The following is a 19,361-nucleotide window of genomic DNA, read 5'->3' on the forward strand; positions in this document are numbered from 1 at the left end:
CGCCGCTCGGCGCCACGCCCCCGGCCGTCTCAGTCGGTCTCGGCCACCGCCGAGGACGAGGACGACGAGGAGGACGAGGAGGACGCCTGCTCGGCGGTCGCGGTGGCGGCGACCCGGTCCAGCTCGGGCAGGTTGCGCAGCTCGCCACCGTTCGCGCCGCGATGCGCGCGCAGCGCGCTGTGGTGGTACTCCTCGGCGATGTCGAGGAAGTCCGGCTCGTGGTAGCGCCGGCCGTCGACGGTCGGCCCCGTCCGGCCCTCCATGATCGCCTCGACATCCTCGCCGGTGATGGTCTTGTGCGTCTCGAGGGCGTGGGTCAGGGCAAGCACCTCGCGCCGGTTGGCGGACAGCACCTGCTCGGTGCGCCGGTAGAGCGCCTGCAGCTTCGCCTCGACCTGCTCGCCGAACGGGCGGTCGGCGTCGACCGCGAGCGGATTGATCGGGAGGTCGTTGGACAAGGTCAGCCAGGAGGAGATCGTGTCGCCCATGGCGGCCATCGAGATGCTCCGGGAGACCAGGTAGGTCGCGCTGCGCAGGTCGCCGCCCACACCGACGGTGTTGTCACCGTCGAAGAACATCCGCTCGCCGACCAGGGAGGCGAGCGACACCATCACCTGGACCTCGACCTCGGACTTCCACTGGAACATGCTGTCCTCGACGTTGACCGACGCGACGAAGCCGCCGACCCCGCCGCGCCGCTCGATCGTCGCCATGTCGATGACCCGGCCGCGCTGCAGCCGGTAGGCGACGACCGCGTGGCACGCCTCGTGCAGGGCGATGCTGTGCCGCTCCCGCTCGATGTGCTCGTGGTCGTCGGCCAGGCCGTGCTCCTTGATCACTCGGGCGCGCAGGATGTCCGCCCAGGTGATCACCTCGCGGCCGTCCTTGATGGCCTGGGTGAGCGCCTCGTTGACGGTGTCCTTGATCGTGGCACCGGTCGCCTCGGTGCTCATCGTCGCCAGCCGCTCGACCTGGTCCTCGGTGAGCTCGTGCTTCACCTTGGCGAGGTAGCCCTGGTAGGTCCTGATCCGGCCTTCCTTGCTCGGGTAGCCGACCTCGTACTGCCGGTCGATGCGGCCCGGCCGCAGCAACGCCTCGTCCAGCGAGTTCGGCATGTTGGTGGCCATCATGATCAGGATGCGGTACTTGGGCGGCGGCTTGGGCTTCATCCCGAGCGCGCGCCGCACGACCCGGTTGAGGAAGCCGCGCGGCTTCTTCAGGCCGGACATCTCGGCGAGCAGCGCCTGCAGGGTGCCCATGTCGCCGCCGACCATGCCGCCCATACCGCCCACGACCCGGTTGACGGTCCGCCCGCCGGCCTGCGCCGGCCCGCCGGCACCGGAGCCCAGCCCACCGGCCACCGAGGCGCGGTGCCCGACCACCTCGGACCTGGCCTGGTCGGTCAGGTAGTGCAGGCCGTTGCATCCGTTCAGGTCGGCGAGTCCGTCCGCGTAGGACGGCGCGCGCCAGCCGTGCGCCCCCAGGTGGCTGGCATGGCGCGTTGCCCGGTGCGAGGACGCGGCGCGCTCGGAGCCGCGGTTGAAGCCCTGGGCGAGCTGGCCACGGTTGCCGAGGCTGTCCGCCTCGTCGAAGAAGGCGATCACACCGCCGTATCGCAGCGCGAGCTTGCGCAGCCGCCGGAACAACGACTTGACCTTCAGGATGCCGACGCCCATGAACATCGCCTGGAACGCGCCCGGATCGATGAACACGTAGGGCTTGCCGGTCTCGCCGGCGACGGCCTCGGCGAGCAGTGTCTTGCCCGTGCCAGGCGGGCCCCACAGCAGGATTCCGCCGGGGACGTACCCACCCTTGCCCTCGATCTCCTCCGGGTGCTCCAGGTAGAAGACGTTCTCCTTCACCCGGGAGACGACGTGATCCTGGCCCCAGACGTCGGCGAACCGGGTCTTGACGTCGTCCGGGTAGTAGACCTCGACGCCGCCCTTGGACATGAACCAGAAGATCGCGACGAACTGACCGACCACGATGACCAGGAGCAGGACCACCTGGAGCAGCAGCGGGATGGCGGCCCAGAGGTCGCTGGGCACCTGGACAACGGCGTCGAACATCGACCTGTGCACGACGCGCGCGTAGATGAAGAGCGCGACCAGCAGCGCGACTATCCACTTCGCCGCCCGGCTCGCCCGGAAGCGGTTCCAGTCGTCGAGCCGCAGCATCCGCTTCTCGGCCCGGCCGAACACCCGGTCGGTCCAGAAGACGTAGTACGGCGACGAACGCTCGCCGATGAACATGTGCAGCTGGCGGACCAGCTCGACACCGATCAGCGCGAGCAGCCACCAGCTGTTCCGCGCCTCGATGCTGACCGCGTCGCCCCAGGTCATCAGCGGGTTGCCGGAGACCTGTGCGGCGACGACGAACAGGAACAGGGCGCCGAAAAGGAGAAGGAACTTGATCCGGTCCCAGAACGCCGCCGGCTTGCGCCTCGGCGGCGGGTCGGCGGCCGGCAGCCCGCCCGTGGCCGCGGCCGCGGCCACTTCGGCCGTGCCCTCGGCGGCCGTGCCCACTAGGCCGCCCGGGAGGTCGGATAGGTCCATGGCTGTCGCCCTCCGGGGTTCCTGTCAGATCGGCCACGGGATTCCTGCCGGATCGGCGAGGCCCGGGTCTCTGCCGGATCGGCGACGGGGTTCCTGCCGGATCGGCGGAGCCGATCTGGGAGGTCGTCGATCCGGTAGGTCTGCGGAGAGTTCGCGATCCGGTGGTCCGCGTCGCTTCGTCAGTTCGTCGGTTTCGCGTGTTCTGGTGGATTCGTCACGGKGGTCAGGTCCGTCACCTGGCAGTTCGTCGCCTCAAACGCTCGTCGCCTCAGTCAGCCGTCGCCTTGCCCTGCCCGTCACGCGTCGATTCGTCAGGTCGTCGGGTTGACCGTGAAGGAGCGCTGCACCGAGCTCACCGACGACCCGTACTGCGCGTAGCACAGCGCGGTACAGGTCATGACGAGCTGGTAAAGGACGGTCTGCTGACTGTCGAGYAGGCTCGTCTGGTCGAAGGTCACCAGCCCGGTGGAGGTGGAGAGCTGGTAGACGAGGTGCACCCCGTGGACGCCGTTGGACTTCTTCACCGACTCCTCGAGGATCAGCAGGAACGCCGGCTTCAACCGCGCGGACACGGGGTCCTTGCGGACCAGCTCGTCCTGCGCCGCCTGGGACTCGTCAATCGGCACCACCAGGTCGCGCAGGTTGTTGGTGGAGATGCTCTTGGCCTCCTCCGGCAGCAGCTGGCGGACCTGCACGAACCCGTTTGGCTGCTCTGCGGCGGGGTTGAACACGTCCGGCTTCTCGTTGCCCGAGGCGTCGATGCCGGTCAGCCAGTCGATCTGGCGCAACAGGGCGTACATCTCGGGGCTCAGCTCACGCGCGTCGAGGCCGATCAGCAGGGGTTCCTGGACCCTCGCCTGGCTCCATCCGTCGGGGAGCTTCACGTAGACGCCGGCGGGCTTGTTCGTCACGTACTTGTCGCTCGCGGACCCGCAGGCTGACGTGAACAGGAGTACCCCGGCCACGAGACCGGCGACGGCGACCCCGCCGACGGACCGCGTCCGTCGGCGCCGGCCCAATCTTCGCGCGACCACGGCAAACCTCCACAAGCTATGAGGTGAAATCCATGGTGCGACACCGAGCCATGGTCAATCTGGGTCTTCACGCAACATTAAAACTACTGGCATCGGTGTGCACCCCATCGGCGAAACGTGATTTCCGCTCACCTCCGCGACACCCCTACTCACTCGCAGTCACGGCGATGTCACTACCATGCGACGAGCCGTACGGCGCCGCCACCGGACGTGCGGAGGGGACACCCTGAGGCACCGACACCTGACCGCCACTGTCCGTCGCGAACTTGTCGTTCTTGTTGACGTCTCTTGACGGGCCTGAAAACCCACGCGACTCGGCGGACATTTCGGCTAAAACGGTCAGGTCGCCCTGTGGCCCGGTGGAGGCCGAGAGGCGGCCGGCATCCGCGCGCGCCTCCCGGCCGCGGCAGACCGACGCGGCGGCCCGTCGCGCCAGTCCACGGCGCGAGCGCCACCAGGACCTCGCCCGGCCCAACGCGCAGCCGGCCGTACCGGCGGCCGGTAGGGCACACTGGTCGACATGGCGCGTACACGGGCAGCCGGGGACAACGGTGCGTACCGTGACGCCCCGGCGACGCGGGCGGTGCCCAGGGCGCCGGCGGGTGGCCCCCGCGGCGGCCCGAGCTCGTCGGGCGGCACCCGGTCGCGTCACCTGCTCGGCGTGTTCTCCGTCGTCGCGGTCTTCGCCCTCGTCGGGGTCACCCTGTGGCGCCCGCTCGCCGTGCTCGTGGCGCTTCCGGTGATCATCGTCCTCGCGCTGGTCGTCCGGCGGGCCGTGCCGGTGCCCGCCCCCACCAGGGCGGCGGCCGCCGGCGCCACCGGGGCGCGCCCCCGCCAGGCGCCGGGCGCCCCGGCTCGCGAGGCGCGGCCTCGTCCCGTCCGGTACGACGATCGCCCGCCCTACGACCAGGAGGCCGAACGGCGGGGACTCCCCGCCCAGCCAAGGCGGTCCGTGCCATCCACACCGCCCGTACCAGCGGACAGGTACCGGGCAGCCGGTCGGGCTGAGCCCGACGAGGTCACGGAGCGCTACCGGGTCGACGAGCCGGGGCGGCCGAGCCGCCGTAGGCCCGCTCCCCCGGCCGGCGCGCCCCGCCCCGACGAGCGGGACGAGCGGCGCCGTCCGGACGGACGGACCTACCCCGACGAGTCGGGCACCGACTGGGATTCCGCCGCGTCCCGGCGCGCGGCCGAGCCTGGGCGAGGCCCGTTCACGCCGCCCCCGCGCGACCACCGGGAGCCGGTCGACCCACCCCGCGCCGGCCAGCGGCGCGGCGGTCCGCCCGCCGACCATGACGACGCCGGCCGGTACCCCGCCGGCCGGGCCGCCCCGGGCCGGGGCGCGGACGACCATTACGCGGACGACATCTACGTCGACGACGTCTACGTGGATGACCGCCGCCGTGAACGCCGCCGCGGAACCGAGGAACGCCGCGGCGAGGTGCCCGGCGGCCCACAGCGAGCGGCCGACGCCCGCTACCCGGGCCAGCCGCCGCGCCCAGACGACCGGGGCCAGGCCGAGTGGCGCCGCCAGCCCGGCGACGAGCAGCCCGACGACTACCAGGACCGCCACGGCCCCGGCTACGACGATGAGTACCCGGGCCACGAGTACGCCGAGGACGAGCCCGGCCGCGGGCAGGGTGACGCGGCCGGCGACCGGCGTCGGCGCGGCTGGCGGCACCAGGTCTGGGACGACGAGGGCTGGGACGACGCGCCGGAGCCCGAGCCGGACGAGGACATGATGCACACCATGTCGATCGACATGCGCGGCTATCTGGACGACACCGGCAGCTTCCGGATGCCCTGAGGCTGTCCCGCGGCCGGACGCTCCGCGCCCCAGACCTTCCAGATCGCTTCGCCAGCCGGCAGGGACCCCGGCCGGGCGCAGCCTGTCGGGCGCTGAGCGCCCTCCCCGCGTGGTTCCGGACTGCTGCCATATGGCGGCAGTCGTGCCGGATCCGGGTCAGTGACGTGGTTGGGTGAGTTTTGCGCTGATGCGCCGTCACTACCTGTGGCTAGGTTGGTACAGCGCCGATTCGCAGTCAGCGTCGGGTGGCGGGGTTGGGCGTGACACTGGTGGGTCGCCAATGTGGACGGCGGTTACTTTCTGTCATCCTCGGCAAGGAGGGCGCGGATGACGGCGACCGCGTCGGCGACCGCCGCCGGGCCGCCGCCGGCCCGGCCGGAGGCGAGACCGACCAGGAAAGCGGTCAGCGGAGCCGCGGGGCGGGCGACCCCGTGCGCGACCTCGCGCGTCAGGTCGAGCAGCTCGGTCACATCGATCGCCGCCGGGTCCAGTCCCAGCGCGTCGCCGGCTCTGGCCACCCACCTGTCCAGCTCACTCACCGGTTCCTCGCCCTCCCGGCCACGCGGGCCGTCCCGGTGCGTCACAACCCCAACCCGTCGGCCGCGGCGCGGGCCGCGAGCACGTCCGGCTCGGCGTCGCAGTCCAGGCAGCTAAGCGCGTCCGCCGGGACCCGCGCCACCCGCCGGCCGGCCAGCAGCGCCCGCACCGCGGCCCCGGTGGGCCGAGCCGGCATGGCCGCCCGCAGCGCCGCCGAGCGCCAGACGGCGGCCAGCGTCTGCTCTCGCCCGTCCGGGTCGACGAGCAGCGCCACGTCCACCGCGCCCGCCGCCTCCGCTGGCACGGCCCCGCCCGCCGACGCCGCCCCCACGGGCGCCGCCGCCCCCGGCGGCGCCCCTACCCCCGATGGCCCCGCCACGGCAGCGCGCAGCTGGACGAGCCAGGTCGCGCCGAGGAACGGCATGTCCACGGCCAGCACCGCGACCAGCGGGGCGCGGACATGGGCGAGGCCGGCCGCGATCCCCGCGACCGGCCCGCCGCCCGGCGGATCCTCACGGGTCGTCACGACGCCTCGGCCGGCGAGCCCCGGCCGGTCCGGCCCGACCACCACGACCCGGTCGACGGCGGGGTCGACCGTGGCCAGCACGCGCAGCACCCGGTCCAGCAGGCTGTGTCCGCCGATCGTCACCGCGGCCTTGTCGGCGCCGCCGAGCCGGCGCCCCTGGCCGCCGGCAAGCACTATCGCGTCCCAACCCGTCATGGCGGCGCCGCTAGCCGCCGATCGCGGACATCGGCCGGTCCGGCTGGCGGAACGACGGCTCGCCGATGCCATGCCCCGGGCGCTTGCTCCAGACGGCGGCGCGCCACCGCCGGACGATCTCGTCGTCATCCGCGCCGCGGCGCAGCGGGGTGCGCAGGTCGCTCTCCTCGCGGGCGAAAAGGCAGTTGCGCACGTGGCCGTCGGCGGTGAGTCTGACCCGGTCGCACGCCGCGCAGAACGGTGCCGTCACCGAACCGATCACCCCAACGACGGCTGGGCCGCCGTCGACGGCGAACAGCTCGGCTGGCGCCGAGCCGCGATCGCCGACAGCGGTGAGCTCGAACTCGGCGCGCAGCGCGGCGAGCATCTCCCCCGCGGTGACCATCGTCGAACGCTGCCAGCCGTGCTGGGCGTCGAGCGGCATCTGCTCGATGAAACGAAGCTCGTAGCCTCGCTCGAGGCACCAGCGCAGCAGTTCCGGAGCCTCGTCATCGTTGACGCCACGGGTCAGGACCGCGTTGACCTTGACCGGTGTGAGCCCCGCCGCCTCGGCGGCGGCGAGCCCAGCGACCACGTCGTGCCAGCGGTCCCGCCGGGTGATCGCGACGAACCGCTCGGGCCTGGTGGTATCCAGCGAGACGTTCACCCGGTCGAGACCGGCGGCGCGCAGGGCGCCGGCGGTGCGGGCGAGACTGAGGCCGTTCGTCGTGAGGGACAGCGCGGGACGGGGCCGCAGCGCCGCCAGCCGGCCGACCAGCTCGGCGAGGCGCGGCCGCAACGTCGGCTCGCCGCCGGTGAGGCGGACCTCGGTGACGCCGAGGTGCTGGACGGCGATCCGGACCAGCCGGACCACCTCGTCGTCGGTGAGCACGTCGGCACCCGGCAGCCACGGCACCCCCTCGGCCGGCATGCAGTAGGTGCATCGCAGCGTGCACCGATCGGTCAGCGACACGCGCAGGTCGGTGGCAATCCGGCCGAACGTATCGATGAGCTGCACACCTGACAGGGTATGGCCATACGGCGCGAGGTGACGACGTCGCCGCCCGCCGGGGGGCCTGGACTGGCCGCCCAGTGGCATCGGCGGCGAAAGTGGGGCAGGGCGTCGCCCCGGCCGGCCATCCGGTGGGGCAGAATGGATCATGCTTCCGGCCGCGGCCGGAAGTTCGTGGGATGAGCCGAGGAACCGGCCTGTACCCACGGGAGCGAACCTTGTAGATACGGACTTGTAGGCACAGAAAGGAACGGGATGCAGGTCTTCGGGGTCGACATCGGCGGATCGGGTATCAAGGGTGCCCCGGTGGAGATCGATGACGGCACCCTGGTCTCGCCGCGGGTTCGCCTGCCGACCCCGAGCCCGGCCGAGCCCGCCGCGGTCGGCGCCGTGGTGGCGGAGGTCGTCGGGCAGTTCGGCTGGCAGGGCCCCATCGGCGTGACGTTCCCCGCCGTCATCCGCGGCGGGGTCGCGCAGACGGCCGCGAACGTCGACCAGGGCTGGGTCGGCACGGACGTGGCCGCGACCCTCGCCGAGCCGCTCGGTGGCCGGGAGGTCGTCGTCATCAACGACGCCGACGCGGCCGGGGTGGCCGAGATGGCGTTCGGCGCGGGCCGAGACGTGCCGGGCCTGGTCGTGATGACCACGTTCGGGACCGGTATCGGCACCGCGCTGTTCCTGCACGGGCAGCTCATCCCGAACACCGAGCTCGGGCACCTGGAGCTCGGCGGCCACGACGCGGAGACCAAGGCCTCCGACGCCGCTCGCGAGCGCGAGGACCTCAGCTGGGAACACTGGGCCAAGCGGGTCAGTCGCTACCTGACCGCCCTGGAGAACCTGCTCTGGCCCGACCTGATCATCATCGGCGGCGGGGTGAGCCGCAAGGCCGACAAGTTCCTGGAGCAGCTCACCGTGCGCACGACGGTCGTGCCGGCGCAGCTGCGCAACGACGCCGGGATCGTCGGCGCGGCGCTGGCCGCCGGGGTCGACCAGACGCGCCCGCGCGTCCCGTCCCGTACGGTCCGCCGCCGCCCACCGGCCACCCGCCCACCCGGCGGCCGCCGTCCCTGACCGCGAGACGGCCACGCATCCGCTTCCCCCGAGGCCCCGCGACACGCCCGGACGGCCGGGTGAGCATCCCCGCGGCCCGGTCGGGACGGCAGACTATGCGTGTCGGTGCCCGGTGCGCGCCAGCCGGCCAAAGGAGATGCGACCATGCTTTTCGGTCGCACCTTCCGTAGTCGGACGCTCCAGGCTCACCACGCTCTTCTCCGGGCTTGCCCCGGATCGGCGATAGCGGGCCGGCGGGCCGGAATCGCGGCTCACTCCTGTCGACGGGTCGCACATACCTGACGAGGGATCCGGAGCCTGGAAGTCCGGGGTTCGGGAGTCGGGGCGGCCGCGACGCGGGACGATGAGCGGCGGCCCTCGGCCCGGTGCTCGGCGGGGACCGGACCGGCGGCGAGTGGTGGGCAAGGCGTCGGCCCGCGGCGGGCGGTACGGCGGTGACGGGAGGAGATGGCGCCATGCGTGAGCTGCGGGCGGTAGCGCTCAGCGAGGACGGTGGCTATCTCGTGCTCGCCGACGCCAACGGCCGGGCCGACGCCGAGCAGTTCCGGGTGCCCGTCGACGACCGGCTCCGGGCGGCCCTGCGCGGCGCCAGGCGCAGCGAGGTCCGCACCGAGAGCGCCCTCACCCCGCGTGAGATCCAGGCCAGGCTGCGGGCCGGTGAGACCGCGGCCGACGTCGCGCGCGCCGCCGGCATCCCGGTCGAGCGGGTCGAGCGCTATGAGGGACCGGTGCTCGCCGAACGCGCGCGGGTGGTGCAGGAGGCCAGGGCGGCGCTGCTGCCGAAGGACCCGGGCGGCGCGGCCGGCCGGCCGCTCGGCGAGGTGGTCGACACTCGCCTGATGGCGGGGCAGGACGACCCGGAGGCGGCCCAGTGGGACGCCTGGCGGCGGGTCGACGGGATCTGGCTCGTCCAGCTCACCTCCGACAGCCGGTGCGCGCGTTGGACCTGGGACCCGGTCGTGCGCCGCGTGCGTCCCCACGACGACGCCGCCCGCGCGCTGGTCGCGCCGGAGCCTCTGGAGGCCACTCCGACGGCCGCGGCGACCCCGGCGGCCGCGCCGCAGGCCAGGCAGAGCCCGCCCGCGCTGACGCTCGTCCAGGACCCGGCGCAGCCACCGCCCGGCTCACGCCAGCTGCCGGCGCACCCGTCGGCCCTTCCACCGGAGCAGCGGCCGCGCTACGCCCAGCCGGCGTCCTTCCCCGACTCGGGGTACCCGGACTCCCAGGGCCCGGCGGGCCCCTTTCCCGGAACCGGCCAGCCGGTGGCACCGTTCCCGGCCGGGCCGACGCACCAGGAGCCGCAGTACCCCGCCCACCAGAACCCGGCGGCGCGTCACCAGGCGACCCGATACCCGGCTGCCCAGCACCCCGCCGAGCACCAGCCGCCCGCCGCGCGCCAGCCCGGCGACGACTTCGACCGCGCCTCCGGCCGGCCCGCCGACCGCTACCAGGCCCCGGGCGCCTACCAGCCCGCTCAGCCGCGGCCGGAGCACTACCCGCCGGCCGGATACCCAACAGGCCCCTATCCGCCCGAACCGCTCGTCCCGGCCCACTACTCGCCGGTGCCGCCGCCCGGCGGGGACCTGCCGTCGGCGCGGCCGCTCGCGTCGTTCGCCGGTGAGCCGTACGCGGACGACCAGGTCGGCTCGCCGTCGTTCGACGAGCCGTTCAACGACCCGTTCGACGCGGGGAGCGCCCAGCCACCCGCCGGTCCCGCGGTAGCCCCGCCCGCCGCCTACCACTTCCCGGACCACCTCGCCGGCCGCTCCGGTCAGCCGCCCGCCGACGACCTCGAGCTCGACCAGCCCCTCGGCCCGCCGGTCGGCCGTCCGCCGCGGCCGGCGGCGGCGCACCGCCCGGCGACGCCGCCGACCCTGGACACGAGGCCGACCAGGCCGCTGGACGCACGCCGTTGGCCGGGGCACGACGACGCCGACCTCGATCTGGACCTGGACACCGACCTGTTCTACGAGCCGGTGGACCGGCTGGATCCGCCGACCCCGGCCACCTCGCGGCCACTGCCGCGGCCCGCGACCGCCCCGCCGCGGGGTTCCGGCGGGCCTCCCCGCGGGGTGCCATCCCGGCCCGCGGTCCCGCCGCGCCCGGAGACCCGCGCGACGCCCCAGGGCCCGGCGAGGCCAGCCACCGGCGTGCCGGCCCCGGCGGCGGCGTTCGTCCCGCCCGCCGAGCCGGCCGCGTCGTTCGAGGACCCTCGCCCCACCTACCGGCGGGCCGCCGCGTGGGATGCCGAGCGGGCTCTCGGCCGGCCGGCCGAGGAGAGCCCGCGGGAGACCGCCGTCCCGTCCGGCGAGCCAGCCGCGGCACCTGACGACCAGGAGTTCGCGCACAGCGAACAGGCGGCCGAGGCGGCCCCGCCCGCGCGGCCACGCCCCGCCGTCGCCCCCGCCAGGCCCGTGAGGGCTTCGGCGGGTGTCCGGGCACAGGTCGTCTCCACGCCCGGCGCCGTCCCGCCCGCGGCCGCCACAGCGCCGGCCCAGACCGCCGCCGTGCCCGCCGAGACCGCCGCTGAAGCCCTCGCGCCCGCCGCCGGGGGTATCGCCGCCAGCACCAGGGCAGGCGAGTCCAGCCGCACGCCAGAGCTCGCCTCACCCGCCACCGAGGCTGTCGCGGCCACGGCGGTCACCCGGGCGGCACCGACCGGCCCGGCCACGGCGCAGACGCCGGTCGCCGCCGAGCCGACCGCCGGCCCGGCCGCGCGGCCCATCACCGAGGAGCCGGCTGCTCAGGCGCGGGCCGAGGTGGCGGCCGCCACAGCTTCGCCGGTCGACGAGGGTGCCGAGGCGGCCTCGGCGGCTCCCGCGAAGCCTGACGTGACGAAGAAGACTCCCGCCACGGCCGGCAGCCGGCCAGCGGCGGCCCGTAGCGCCCCGAAATCGGCCGAAAAGCCGGACAAGGCGGAGAAGTCGACCGGGAAGAACCAGGACAGTGCGCCCGGATCGACCGCGACGGACGGTGAGGAGGGTGCGTCGGCACAGCCTTCGAACCGGCCCCGTAATGCCCCGCGAACTGGGGAACGTTCCGGAGGCGGTCGACGCGGACGCAAGTCGGTGCCAGCATGGGATGACATCGTCTTCGGAGCCCGTCGTACGTAGGCACGGGAAGGCGCGGCAGTCCGGGAGGGCTGCCAGCCTCTCGGACCCTTGCGGGTGGGCGCCTGAGCAGGTGGTCCCATGGGAGAACCAACGGGACGCGGTAAGGCCGCTCTGGACGCAACGGCGCCACTCCAGCCGGCACGACCGGAGGCCATGCGAACTGCACCTTTTCGCATGGCCGGCGGTCCTAGCAACACGTGAGGGACCGATCACACGGCCAGGCTGGAACGTCTGGCCGCCGGACACAGTTGGAGAGGGTGTGACTGGTACTACCACCAAGCCGACGCTGACCAACCTCGACAGGTGCGACAGGTGCGGCGCCCAGGCGTACGTACGTGTCGTCCTTCCAGGCGGGAGCGACCTGCTGTTCTGCCGGCACCACGCCAAGTCTCACGACTCGAAGCTCCGCGAGATGGCCGTCGAGTACCACGACGAGACCGACAAGCTCACGGTCGGCGGCTGACCCGCACCAACCCGCTCGACAACTGAACAGCGAGGCTAGGCCTCGAAGGGCACGTTCCGCGACGCGGCGGGACGTGCCCTTCGTCGTTCCAGACGGCTTCCGGACCGTCGTCGCGTGATGGTGCGGGCATGGGTGCGGGCACTCGTGGGCAACAACCCAGGAACTTCACACACCCACACCGTGGGCGTCATGTACTCCGGATGTGGAGGCACCGCCTCGATGGGCACATCGTCCACAACGGGTAGCCGCCAACCCCGTACGGTTGGGCCGTGACCACGGCCAACGAGCGCGCATCCGCCGTGGCGGCGCCCGTCCGGGCGGAGTCCGCCGACCGCCCGACGAACACCCATGGCCGTGCGGCCAGCGGCGACAGGGCCGGCGGGGCGGGCGGGCGCGTGAGGACGGCGAAGACGCACGAGGCTGACGGCGACCAGGCCGATACGGTCGACGGCCACGCGAAGCCGACACCGCCGGAAGGCGACGGGGAGGGCGGCTCGGACGGGCCGTCCAAACCTCCCCGTCCTGAGCCTGACCAGCCGGCGGCCGACCAGCCAGCGGCGCGGGAGGCCCCCCGACGGCGGCTGGTGACCGGTGTGCGCAACCGAGCGCGGGCGGCGCTGCGGGTGGCGGGCCGAGCGGCATCCAACGCCTGGCGGGACCGGGTGCTCGGGCTCGCCGCCGAGGCCGGCTTCTGGCAGCTGCTCTCGCTGCCCCCGTTGCTGCTCGCGCTCCTCGGAACGATCGGCTACATCGCCGACGCCCTCGGGTCCAACGCCGTCAACAGCATCCGCACCAGCCTGCTGAAGGGTGCCTCCGACCTGCTGACCCCTGAGGTCGTCGACAACGTGGTCGGCCCGACCGTCGATCAGATCCTCTCGCGCGGCCGGCCCGACGTGATCTCCATCGGGTTCGTGCTGTCGCTGTGGACGGGGTCCACGGCCATGGCCACGTACGTCAACACGATCACGATCGCCTACGGGCAGCGGGACCTGCGCTCCGCGGTGCGCAGCCGGCTGGTGGCGCTGAGGCTGTACATCGCCCAGGTCCTGACCGGAGTGATCATCCTGCCCTCGTTGGTGCTCGGGCCGGGCCTGCTCGCGAACCTGTTCCGGGCCAACCGACATCCCGTCGTCAAGATGCTGCTACAGCAGGTGTTCTGGCCGGCCGTGGGGCTGCTGGCGTTGGCGATGCTGACCTCGCTGTACCACCAGTCGCTGCCGCAGCGCCGGCCGTGGCTGAGCGCCCTGCCTGGCGCGATTTTCGCCCTTCTCGGCTGGCTGGTCGGAAGCTACCTGCTTCGGCTCTATCTGGAGCTGGTCTTCGGTAACGAGCTCGTCTACGGCTCGCTGGCCGCGCCGGTCGCCGCGTTGCTGTTCTTCTACATCACCGCGCTCGCGGTGCTCCTCGGCGCCGAGCTGAACGCATCGCTGGACAAGCGGGGCCTCGACTCCCCCGTCGACGCCGACGCCCCCGCCGACGACGACGCCGCCGACGACGGGCCCACCGAGGATGCCGCCACCGACGAGGCGAGGGCGCCCTCGCCAGCGACGGCGCCCGCTCCGAACGGCCAGGCGGCGCCCTCGCCGCCGGATGGCGCGCCGGACCGGTCGGGCCAGTCCGGCGCCTAGGGTTTGTCCGCCCGGATCTCCTGGCAGACGCCCACGCCCTGTCTCCTCAGTAGGTGCAGGACGAGGCAGCGGGCGGCTGCGCCGTCGACTGGGCCAGCTGGAGCGACTGGGCCGGCTGGACTGACTGGACCGGCTGGGCCGAGCCGGCAGCGAGCCAGGCACGGCGTACCGGGGACGGATCGTCCGCCGTCCGCGACACGGCCGCGGCGGCGGTCATGGGCGCCCGCACCCCGCCAGCCACGGCGCCGCCGGACTTCAACGGGGCGAGGAAGGCCTCGAGCTTGGCCTGGTCGGTCAACAGGACCGACTGGCCCGAGCGGGTGGCGGACGAGGCAGGCACGGTGGCGAACGTGAGCCCGCCACCGCCCGCGATGCCCTGCATCCGCAGGGCCAGCGGCTCGAGGTCGATCAGGCTCGTCGTGGTGTCCAGCGTCAGCGCCGAGGTGGCCGCGTTCAGCACGCCGCGGATGCGGACCGGGTTGGCCAGCGTCGAGGCGGCCGTGAGCCGGTGGAACACGGCGCCCAGGAACTGCTGCTGGCGGCGGATCCGGTCGAGGTCGCCCTCGGGCAGCCCGTAACGCTGGCGGACGAAGGCGAGGGCGCGGATCCCGTCGAGCCGGTTCTCGCCGACCTGGCCCGACCAGCCCGACATCTTGTCGTGCAGATTGTCGAACCCCTGGTCACGCAGCGACGCCGGTAGTTCCTTGACGCAGACCGTGACGCCGCCGAGCGCGTCGGTGATCGCCTGGAACCCGGAGAAGTCGACCTGCACGTAGTGATCGATCCGGATGCCGGTGAGCCCTTCGAGGGTCCGGACCAGCAGAGCGGGGCCGCCGAGTGAGAAGGCCGCGTTGAGCTTGGACTGCTGCGCCTTGTGGGTCGAGCCGTCGGAGCCGGAGTACGCGGGGATCTGCACCCACAGATCGCGGGGAAAGGAGACCAACGTCGTCGAGCCGTTCCGGTCGACGTGGGCGAGGATCGTGGTGTCCGAGCGCTGGCCCTCGACCTCGCCGAACTCGCCGCCCGTACCGGCCCTTGAGTCCGAGCCGACCAGCAGGATGTTCTGGGTACCGCGTCCGGCGGCGGCCGGCCGGTCGGCGGAGTCCAGGCGCAGGTCGACGTGACCGACCTTGCCGTCGTAGTGCCGGATCACCGCCCAGCCGGAACAGGCGAGCAGCAGGACCGCGAGCGAACAGATCGCCGCGACGACCGTGACGACGCGGCGCGCGCCATCGGCCGGCCGCCAAGCCGGGTCCTCATCCGGGTGGTCCTCGGCGGGCCCGCGGTACGGGTAACCGCCGTCCTGGCGACCGTCGCCGGGCGGGTAGCCACCGTGGCCACGGTCGCTGACAGGCTGGTAGCCGCCGCCTTGGACGTAGCCGCCGCCACGGCCGCGGTCGCCGCCAGGCGGACGGCCGGCGCCGTCATAGGGGACGGTGGGTGACATCGACGGGTCCGCTGGCCGCCTCGGCCGGCCGGCCTGGCCCGCGTCTTCGCCGGCGGGCCGACGCGGGTGCGGGCCGGCGGGACTGGCCGCGAGTCGATCCGGACCGCCGTGGCGCGGGTCGCCACCGTCTGGTCGTCGAGAAGATCCCCGCCGGTCAGGCGGCCGGGGCTCAGGTGGCCGCGTCATCGTGCATGTCTCCCCGCCGCTTTCCCGAAGTATCCAGACCAGATGAGCTTCGCGCCCATGGGACACAGGGAGCCCACAGCCGGTCGAGATCTCGACCAGCTGTCCGGCCGCCTGGCCCGCGCCCGGCATTCGAGCCCGCCGGTCAAGCCGCCCCGCCAGCCGGACCGCACACTTTCCCTGCCTACCACGATTCGGGACGGACCGGGTCACGTCGAGGCGTCGGCCAGCCGACTGCGTCATGCCTCGCCGTCCTGACAACGGAAATGACGGCGTCCGAGTACGGATCAGTCGACCGGCCGCGGCGGAAGGAGACCATCGGGTGACGCTCCATCGCCGCTCGGAAGTTCTCGACGCGGGCGGGCGGCCCGCGGCCTACCGTTAACGGCATGAGTGCTCAGCCCGTCGAAAGCTCACCTTCGCCGCGTATGACCGACGCGCTCGCAGGCGGGGCCCCGGCAGGTCCGGGATCGGCGACCATGCCAGCCGAAGGACCGGCCGTGACCGCCGAAACGCCCGCGAACGCCGAATTGCCGGCGCGCGACGTCACCTCACCCGCCGCCGCCGCGGCCGCCGCGGACGTACCGGAGAGCTCCGGTGGGCGCGAGGAGAGACAGGCGAGCCACGACGAGCAACCGCACGCGGCCTTCCGCCGGTTTATGGCGAGCGGGTGGGCACCACCCGCCGACATCGCCCCGTCCCGCGACGACGTCGCACCCTACGGCACCAAACGGCGCACCCTGCTTGGGACGCGATTCCCGAACGAGGCCCTCGTGATACCCACGGGTGGTCCGCGCGTCCGGGCAAACGACACCGACTACCCATTCCGCCCGGGCAGTGACTTTTTCTGGCTCACTGGCTGCCACGAGCCGGAAGCGGTGCTGCTCCTGCTGCCCAACGCCGCGGGCGACCATGACGCCGTGCTGTACCTGGCCGACCGGTCCGACCGGTCGTCGTCGGCCTTCTATACCGACCGCCGCTACGGAGAGCTGTGGGTCGGTCCCCGCCCGGGGGTAAAGGAGACGTCCGCCGAGCTCGAGATCGAATGCCGGCCGCTCACCGAGCTCCCGGACGCGCTGGCGCGGCTCGCCCCGGGGAATACGCGGGTCCTGCGCGGGGTCGACCCGGAAGTCGACGACGCGGTGCTGGGCTATCCGCGTGGCCGGGCGGCCAGGTCGTCCGAGGCGAACCGGGATGTCGAACTTGCCCAGGCCCTGTCCGAGCTTCGGCTGGTCAAGGACGACTTCGAGATCGTCCGGCTGGAGGAGGCGATCGCCGCGACCGTGCGCGGCTTCACGGAATGCGTCACGGAGCTGCCCGCCGCGGTCGCGCTGCCGAACGGGGAACGCTGGCTGGAGGGAACCTTCTGGCGGCGGGCGAGGGTCGACGGCAATGACGTTGGATACGGCTCGATCGTGGCGTGCGGGCACCACGCGACCACCCTGCACTGGGTCCGCGACGACGGCCCCGTGCGTCCCGGCGAGCTCGCGCTGCTKGACATGGGGGTGGAAAGCAGCTCGCTCTACACCGCGGACGTCACCCGTACGCTGCCGATCAGCGGCGAGTTCAGCGAAGTGCAACGGAAGGTGTATGAGGTCGTGCTCGCGGCGCAGCAGGCCGGCATAGAAGCCGTCCGGCCGGGAGCCGCCTTCCTGGACCCGCATCGCGCCGCCATGCGGGTGATTGCCACCGCGCTCCACGACTGGGGTCTGCTGCCGGCCAGCGTCGACGAGTCGCTAACGGAGGATCCAAAGGCGCCGGGCGCCGGTGTCCACCGTCGCTACACGCTGCACTCCACCTCCCACATGCTCGGGCTCGACGTTCACGACTGCGCGCAGGCCAGGGACGAGACCTATCGTGACGCGGAGCTGGCCGCGGGCATGGTCCTCACCGTCGAGCCCGGCCTCTACTTCCAGCCGGACGACCTGACGGTCCCCCCGGAACTGCGTGGCATCGGGGTGCGGATCGAGGACGACGTCCTCGTGACCACCGACGGCTTCCGCAACCTGTCCACGGCGCTTCCGCGCTCGGCGCCCGACATCGAGGCCTGGATGCGCCAGCACCGCCCGGTCTGACCACGGTCCGACAGAGAAGGCCGGCCGATCCCCTCCGGGATCGGCCGGCCTTCTGCTTGGTCCGAATACGAATCGATCAGACCACGATTCATCGCGTCCTGGCAGGCGGTCGACCCGCCTCCTTCACTCTCCGGACATCAGCCACGACCGCACGAAGTCGACAAAGCGCGACCAAACTCGTCTATGCCGGCGCCCATCCGGTCAGCGTGACCAACCAGGAGAGCCGGTTGGCCCCTTCGGCACCCCGAACAGGCCGCGAGCCATCCTCGGTGGCCTCCTCGCGCCAAAGAGCAACCACTGCCAGAACGTCCAGAGAAGCCCAGAAACAGCAACACCGGCTGGCCCACCCGCGACCAGCCGGCCCGCCATCAACATGCCAAGTACCGCGGGTCAGGGGCCCGGCGGCCGGCCCCCACATTCCCCACGGCCCGCCGGCACCCAACCCAAGCAACCCACACACCACGCCCAGAAGCCTGACGCGCCGACCCTGAAGGCCCACCGCCTCGGCTCGGGCACTCGACCCGACCGAACCGAGTTAGGCCGGCGTCTGGACCACGACCGAGCATCGACCACTTTGCGACACTCCGGTGAAGCCCCACGAGCCACCCGCCGGATTCGCTCGCCAACCCCCGAAGACAACTCCCGCAAACTGCCCCAGAGGTAGAGGTCCGCTCCGTGGAGCGGAGCTCGACATCGGGTCCGGGACCACCTGGCGCAATATCACGGGCCTACGGGAAGCTGGCCGGAGGCTGGCGAACAGTCCCGCCCACCTCCACCACCCGAAGGGTGGCGAGCAAGGTAACCCCAAGCAGACTAGTGGGCCTTCTCGTACGCCTCGACGATGTTGGAGGCGATACGGCCGCGGTCACTCACGGTGTAGCCGTTGCTGCGCGCCCACTCGCGAATGTCGGCGGTACGGTCCGTTCCGCCGCCACGGCGAGAAGGCGTGCGAGCAGCGACGCGACGGCTGCCAGAGGCACGGCCGCCGGAACGGCGGGCCGCACCCACGAACGGGGCCAGCGACTCACGCAACTTGGTCGCGTTCTTCTCGGAGAGGTCGATCTCATACTGCGCGCCGTCCAGGCCGAACCGGACTGTCTCGTCGGCCTCTTCGCCGCTGAGATCGTCAATCAACGAGACGATGGTCTTCTGAGCCATGCCACACTCCTTCAGGTCAGCGGATGCCAGAACTCACGCGTCTAGTATTACCACGAGAACACCCGGATGCGTCACGACTGGTTGGATCGAGYCGGCGAGCCGGGCTAGCGGATCCTGTTCGCACGCGAGCACCTCGACCAGCTTCCCAAGAGCCGCAATGTCTGTAGGCGGGACTGTCGTCGTCCGAATGCCGAGCTTCGCGCGGAGGCTGGAGACGCGTCGCCCAAGAGCGTGGCTCCRCCAACGAGGCCAGTGGGAAGCTGAGCGGCCAAGCAGGTGCACGGAAAGGCATGATCAAGGCCCGCTGCTCGCCGCTTGCGCCGAGTCCACCGTTTCAGCCGCGCCCAAGCTCCGAACCAGCCAGCCGGCGACACCACCTCGAATCGGTGGAGGAGGTGGTTTGGCGGCTTCGGCCTGGGTGTGATGTCCATCAAGTGGGACAGGACTCCCCGATGTCCAGCTTCCTCGTTCGGCCGGATGGCGGAGGCGATGCCGATGGCCGCGGAAGGCCGGCCGTCAGGAGGATGTGTCAGCGGAACCCAAAGAGTCTGCCGACGCGGGGACGATAGAGGGCCGGT

The 19,361-nt window shown here is 72.6% G+C and carries 13 protein-coding genes; 6 read left to right on the forward strand and 7 right to left on the reverse strand.

Annotated elements, in window-relative coordinates:
* Positions 1–29 precede the first annotated feature (29 nt).
* Both BCD49_RS11290 and BCD49_RS11295 read right to left on the reverse strand, forming a co-directional pair.
* Positions 30–2,555: an AAA family ATPase gene (locus tag BCD49_RS11290; protein ID WP_007518429.1), complete on the reverse strand. Its 2,526-nt coding sequence runs from the start codon at positions 2,553–2,555 to the stop codon at positions 30–32.
* Between the two features lie 311 nt (positions 2,556–2,866).
* On the reverse strand, positions 2,867–3,589 hold the full coding sequence (locus BCD49_RS11295; RefSeq protein WP_007518427.1) for a hypothetical protein: 723 nt from the start codon (positions 3,587–3,589) through the stop codon (positions 2,867–2,869).
* A 583-nt stretch (positions 3,590–4,172) separates the two neighbouring features.
* On the opposite strand from BCD49_RS11295, the gene BCD49_RS42145 reads away from it, so the two are divergent.
* Positions 4,173–5,396 carry a hypothetical protein gene (locus BCD49_RS42145; RefSeq protein WP_157845339.1) on the forward strand — a complete coding sequence of 408 codons (1,224 nt, stop codon included), beginning with the start codon at positions 4,173–4,175 and terminating at the stop codon, positions 5,394–5,396.
* A gap of 293 nt (positions 5,397–5,689) precedes the next feature.
* Here BCD49_RS42145 and BCD49_RS11305 read toward each other — a convergent pair whose 3' ends face one another.
* From BCD49_RS11305 to moaA, 3 genes are read right to left on the reverse strand one after another with little or no spacing between them, the layout of a single operon-like run.
* Entirely contained in the window at positions 5,690–5,935 is a 246-nt protein-coding gene (locus BCD49_RS11305; RefSeq protein ID WP_035932174.1) for a DUF6457 domain-containing protein, read from the reverse strand.
* A gap of 41 nt (positions 5,936–5,976) precedes the next feature.
* Positions 5,977–6,654, reverse strand: a complete 678-nt coding sequence (gene mobA, locus BCD49_RS11310; protein ID WP_007518423.1) for a molybdenum cofactor guanylyltransferase — start codon at positions 6,652–6,654, stop codon at positions 5,977–5,979.
* A 10-nt stretch (positions 6,655–6,664) separates the two neighbouring features.
* Positions 6,665–7,651 carry a GTP 3',8-cyclase MoaA gene (moaA, locus tag BCD49_RS11315; protein WP_027141421.1) on the reverse strand — a complete coding sequence of 329 codons (987 nt, stop codon included), beginning with the start codon at positions 7,649–7,651 and terminating at the stop codon, positions 6,665–6,667.
* 249 nt (positions 7,652–7,900) lie between these two features.
* Here moaA and ppgK point away from each other — a divergent pair, with 249 nt between their 5' ends.
* From ppgK to BCD49_RS40530, 4 genes are all read left to right on the forward strand, one after another.
* Positions 7,901–8,716, forward strand: coding sequence for a polyphosphate--glucose phosphotransferase (gene ppgK, locus BCD49_RS11320; RefSeq protein ID WP_007518418.1), 816 nt, complete (start codon positions 7,901–7,903; stop codon positions 8,714–8,716).
* Positions 8,717–9,171: 455 nt separating this feature from the next.
* Positions 9,172–11,829, forward strand: coding sequence for a septation protein SepH (sepH, locus tag BCD49_RS44980; RefSeq protein ID WP_007518416.1), 2,658 nt, complete (start codon positions 9,172–9,174; stop codon positions 11,827–11,829).
* A 259-nt stretch (positions 11,830–12,088) separates the two neighbouring features.
* On the forward strand, positions 12,089–12,292 hold the full coding sequence (locus BCD49_RS11330; RefSeq protein WP_007518414.1) for a DUF7455 domain-containing protein: 204 nt from the start codon (positions 12,089–12,091) through the stop codon (positions 12,290–12,292).
* Between the two features lie 269 nt (positions 12,293–12,561).
* On the forward strand, positions 12,562–13,920 hold the full coding sequence (locus BCD49_RS40530; protein WP_007518412.1) for a YihY/virulence factor BrkB family protein: 1,359 nt from the start codon (positions 12,562–12,564) through the stop codon (positions 13,918–13,920).
* 46 nt (positions 13,921–13,966) lie between these two features.
* Here the strand turns inward: BCD49_RS40530 and BCD49_RS11340 are convergent, their stop codons facing one another.
* Positions 13,967–15,367 (reverse strand): LCP family protein, encoded by a 1,401-nt coding sequence (locus tag BCD49_RS11340; RefSeq protein WP_007518410.1) that lies wholly within the window; start codon positions 15,365–15,367, stop codon positions 13,967–13,969.
* A gap of 842 nt (positions 15,368–16,209) precedes the next feature.
* Between BCD49_RS11340 and BCD49_RS11345 the strand changes: the two genes are divergently transcribed.
* Complete coding sequence (locus BCD49_RS11345) at positions 16,210–17,625, forward strand: aminopeptidase P family protein (protein WP_035932181.1); 1,416 nt, start codon at positions 16,210–16,212, stop codon at positions 17,623–17,625.
* Positions 17,626–18,438: 813 nt separating this feature from the next.
* Here the strand turns inward: BCD49_RS11345 and BCD49_RS11350 are convergent.
* Positions 18,439–18,783: a histone-like nucleoid-structuring protein Lsr2 gene (locus tag BCD49_RS11350; RefSeq protein WP_007518406.1), complete on the reverse strand. Its 345-nt coding sequence runs from the start codon at positions 18,781–18,783 to the stop codon at positions 18,439–18,441.
* Positions 18,784–19,361: the final 578 nt, after the last annotated feature.

This window comes from Pseudofrankia sp. EUN1h, assembly GCF_001854645.1.
GTDB classification, from domain to species: Bacteria; Actinomycetota; Actinomycetes; order Frankiales; family Frankiaceae; genus Pseudofrankia; species Pseudofrankia saprophytica.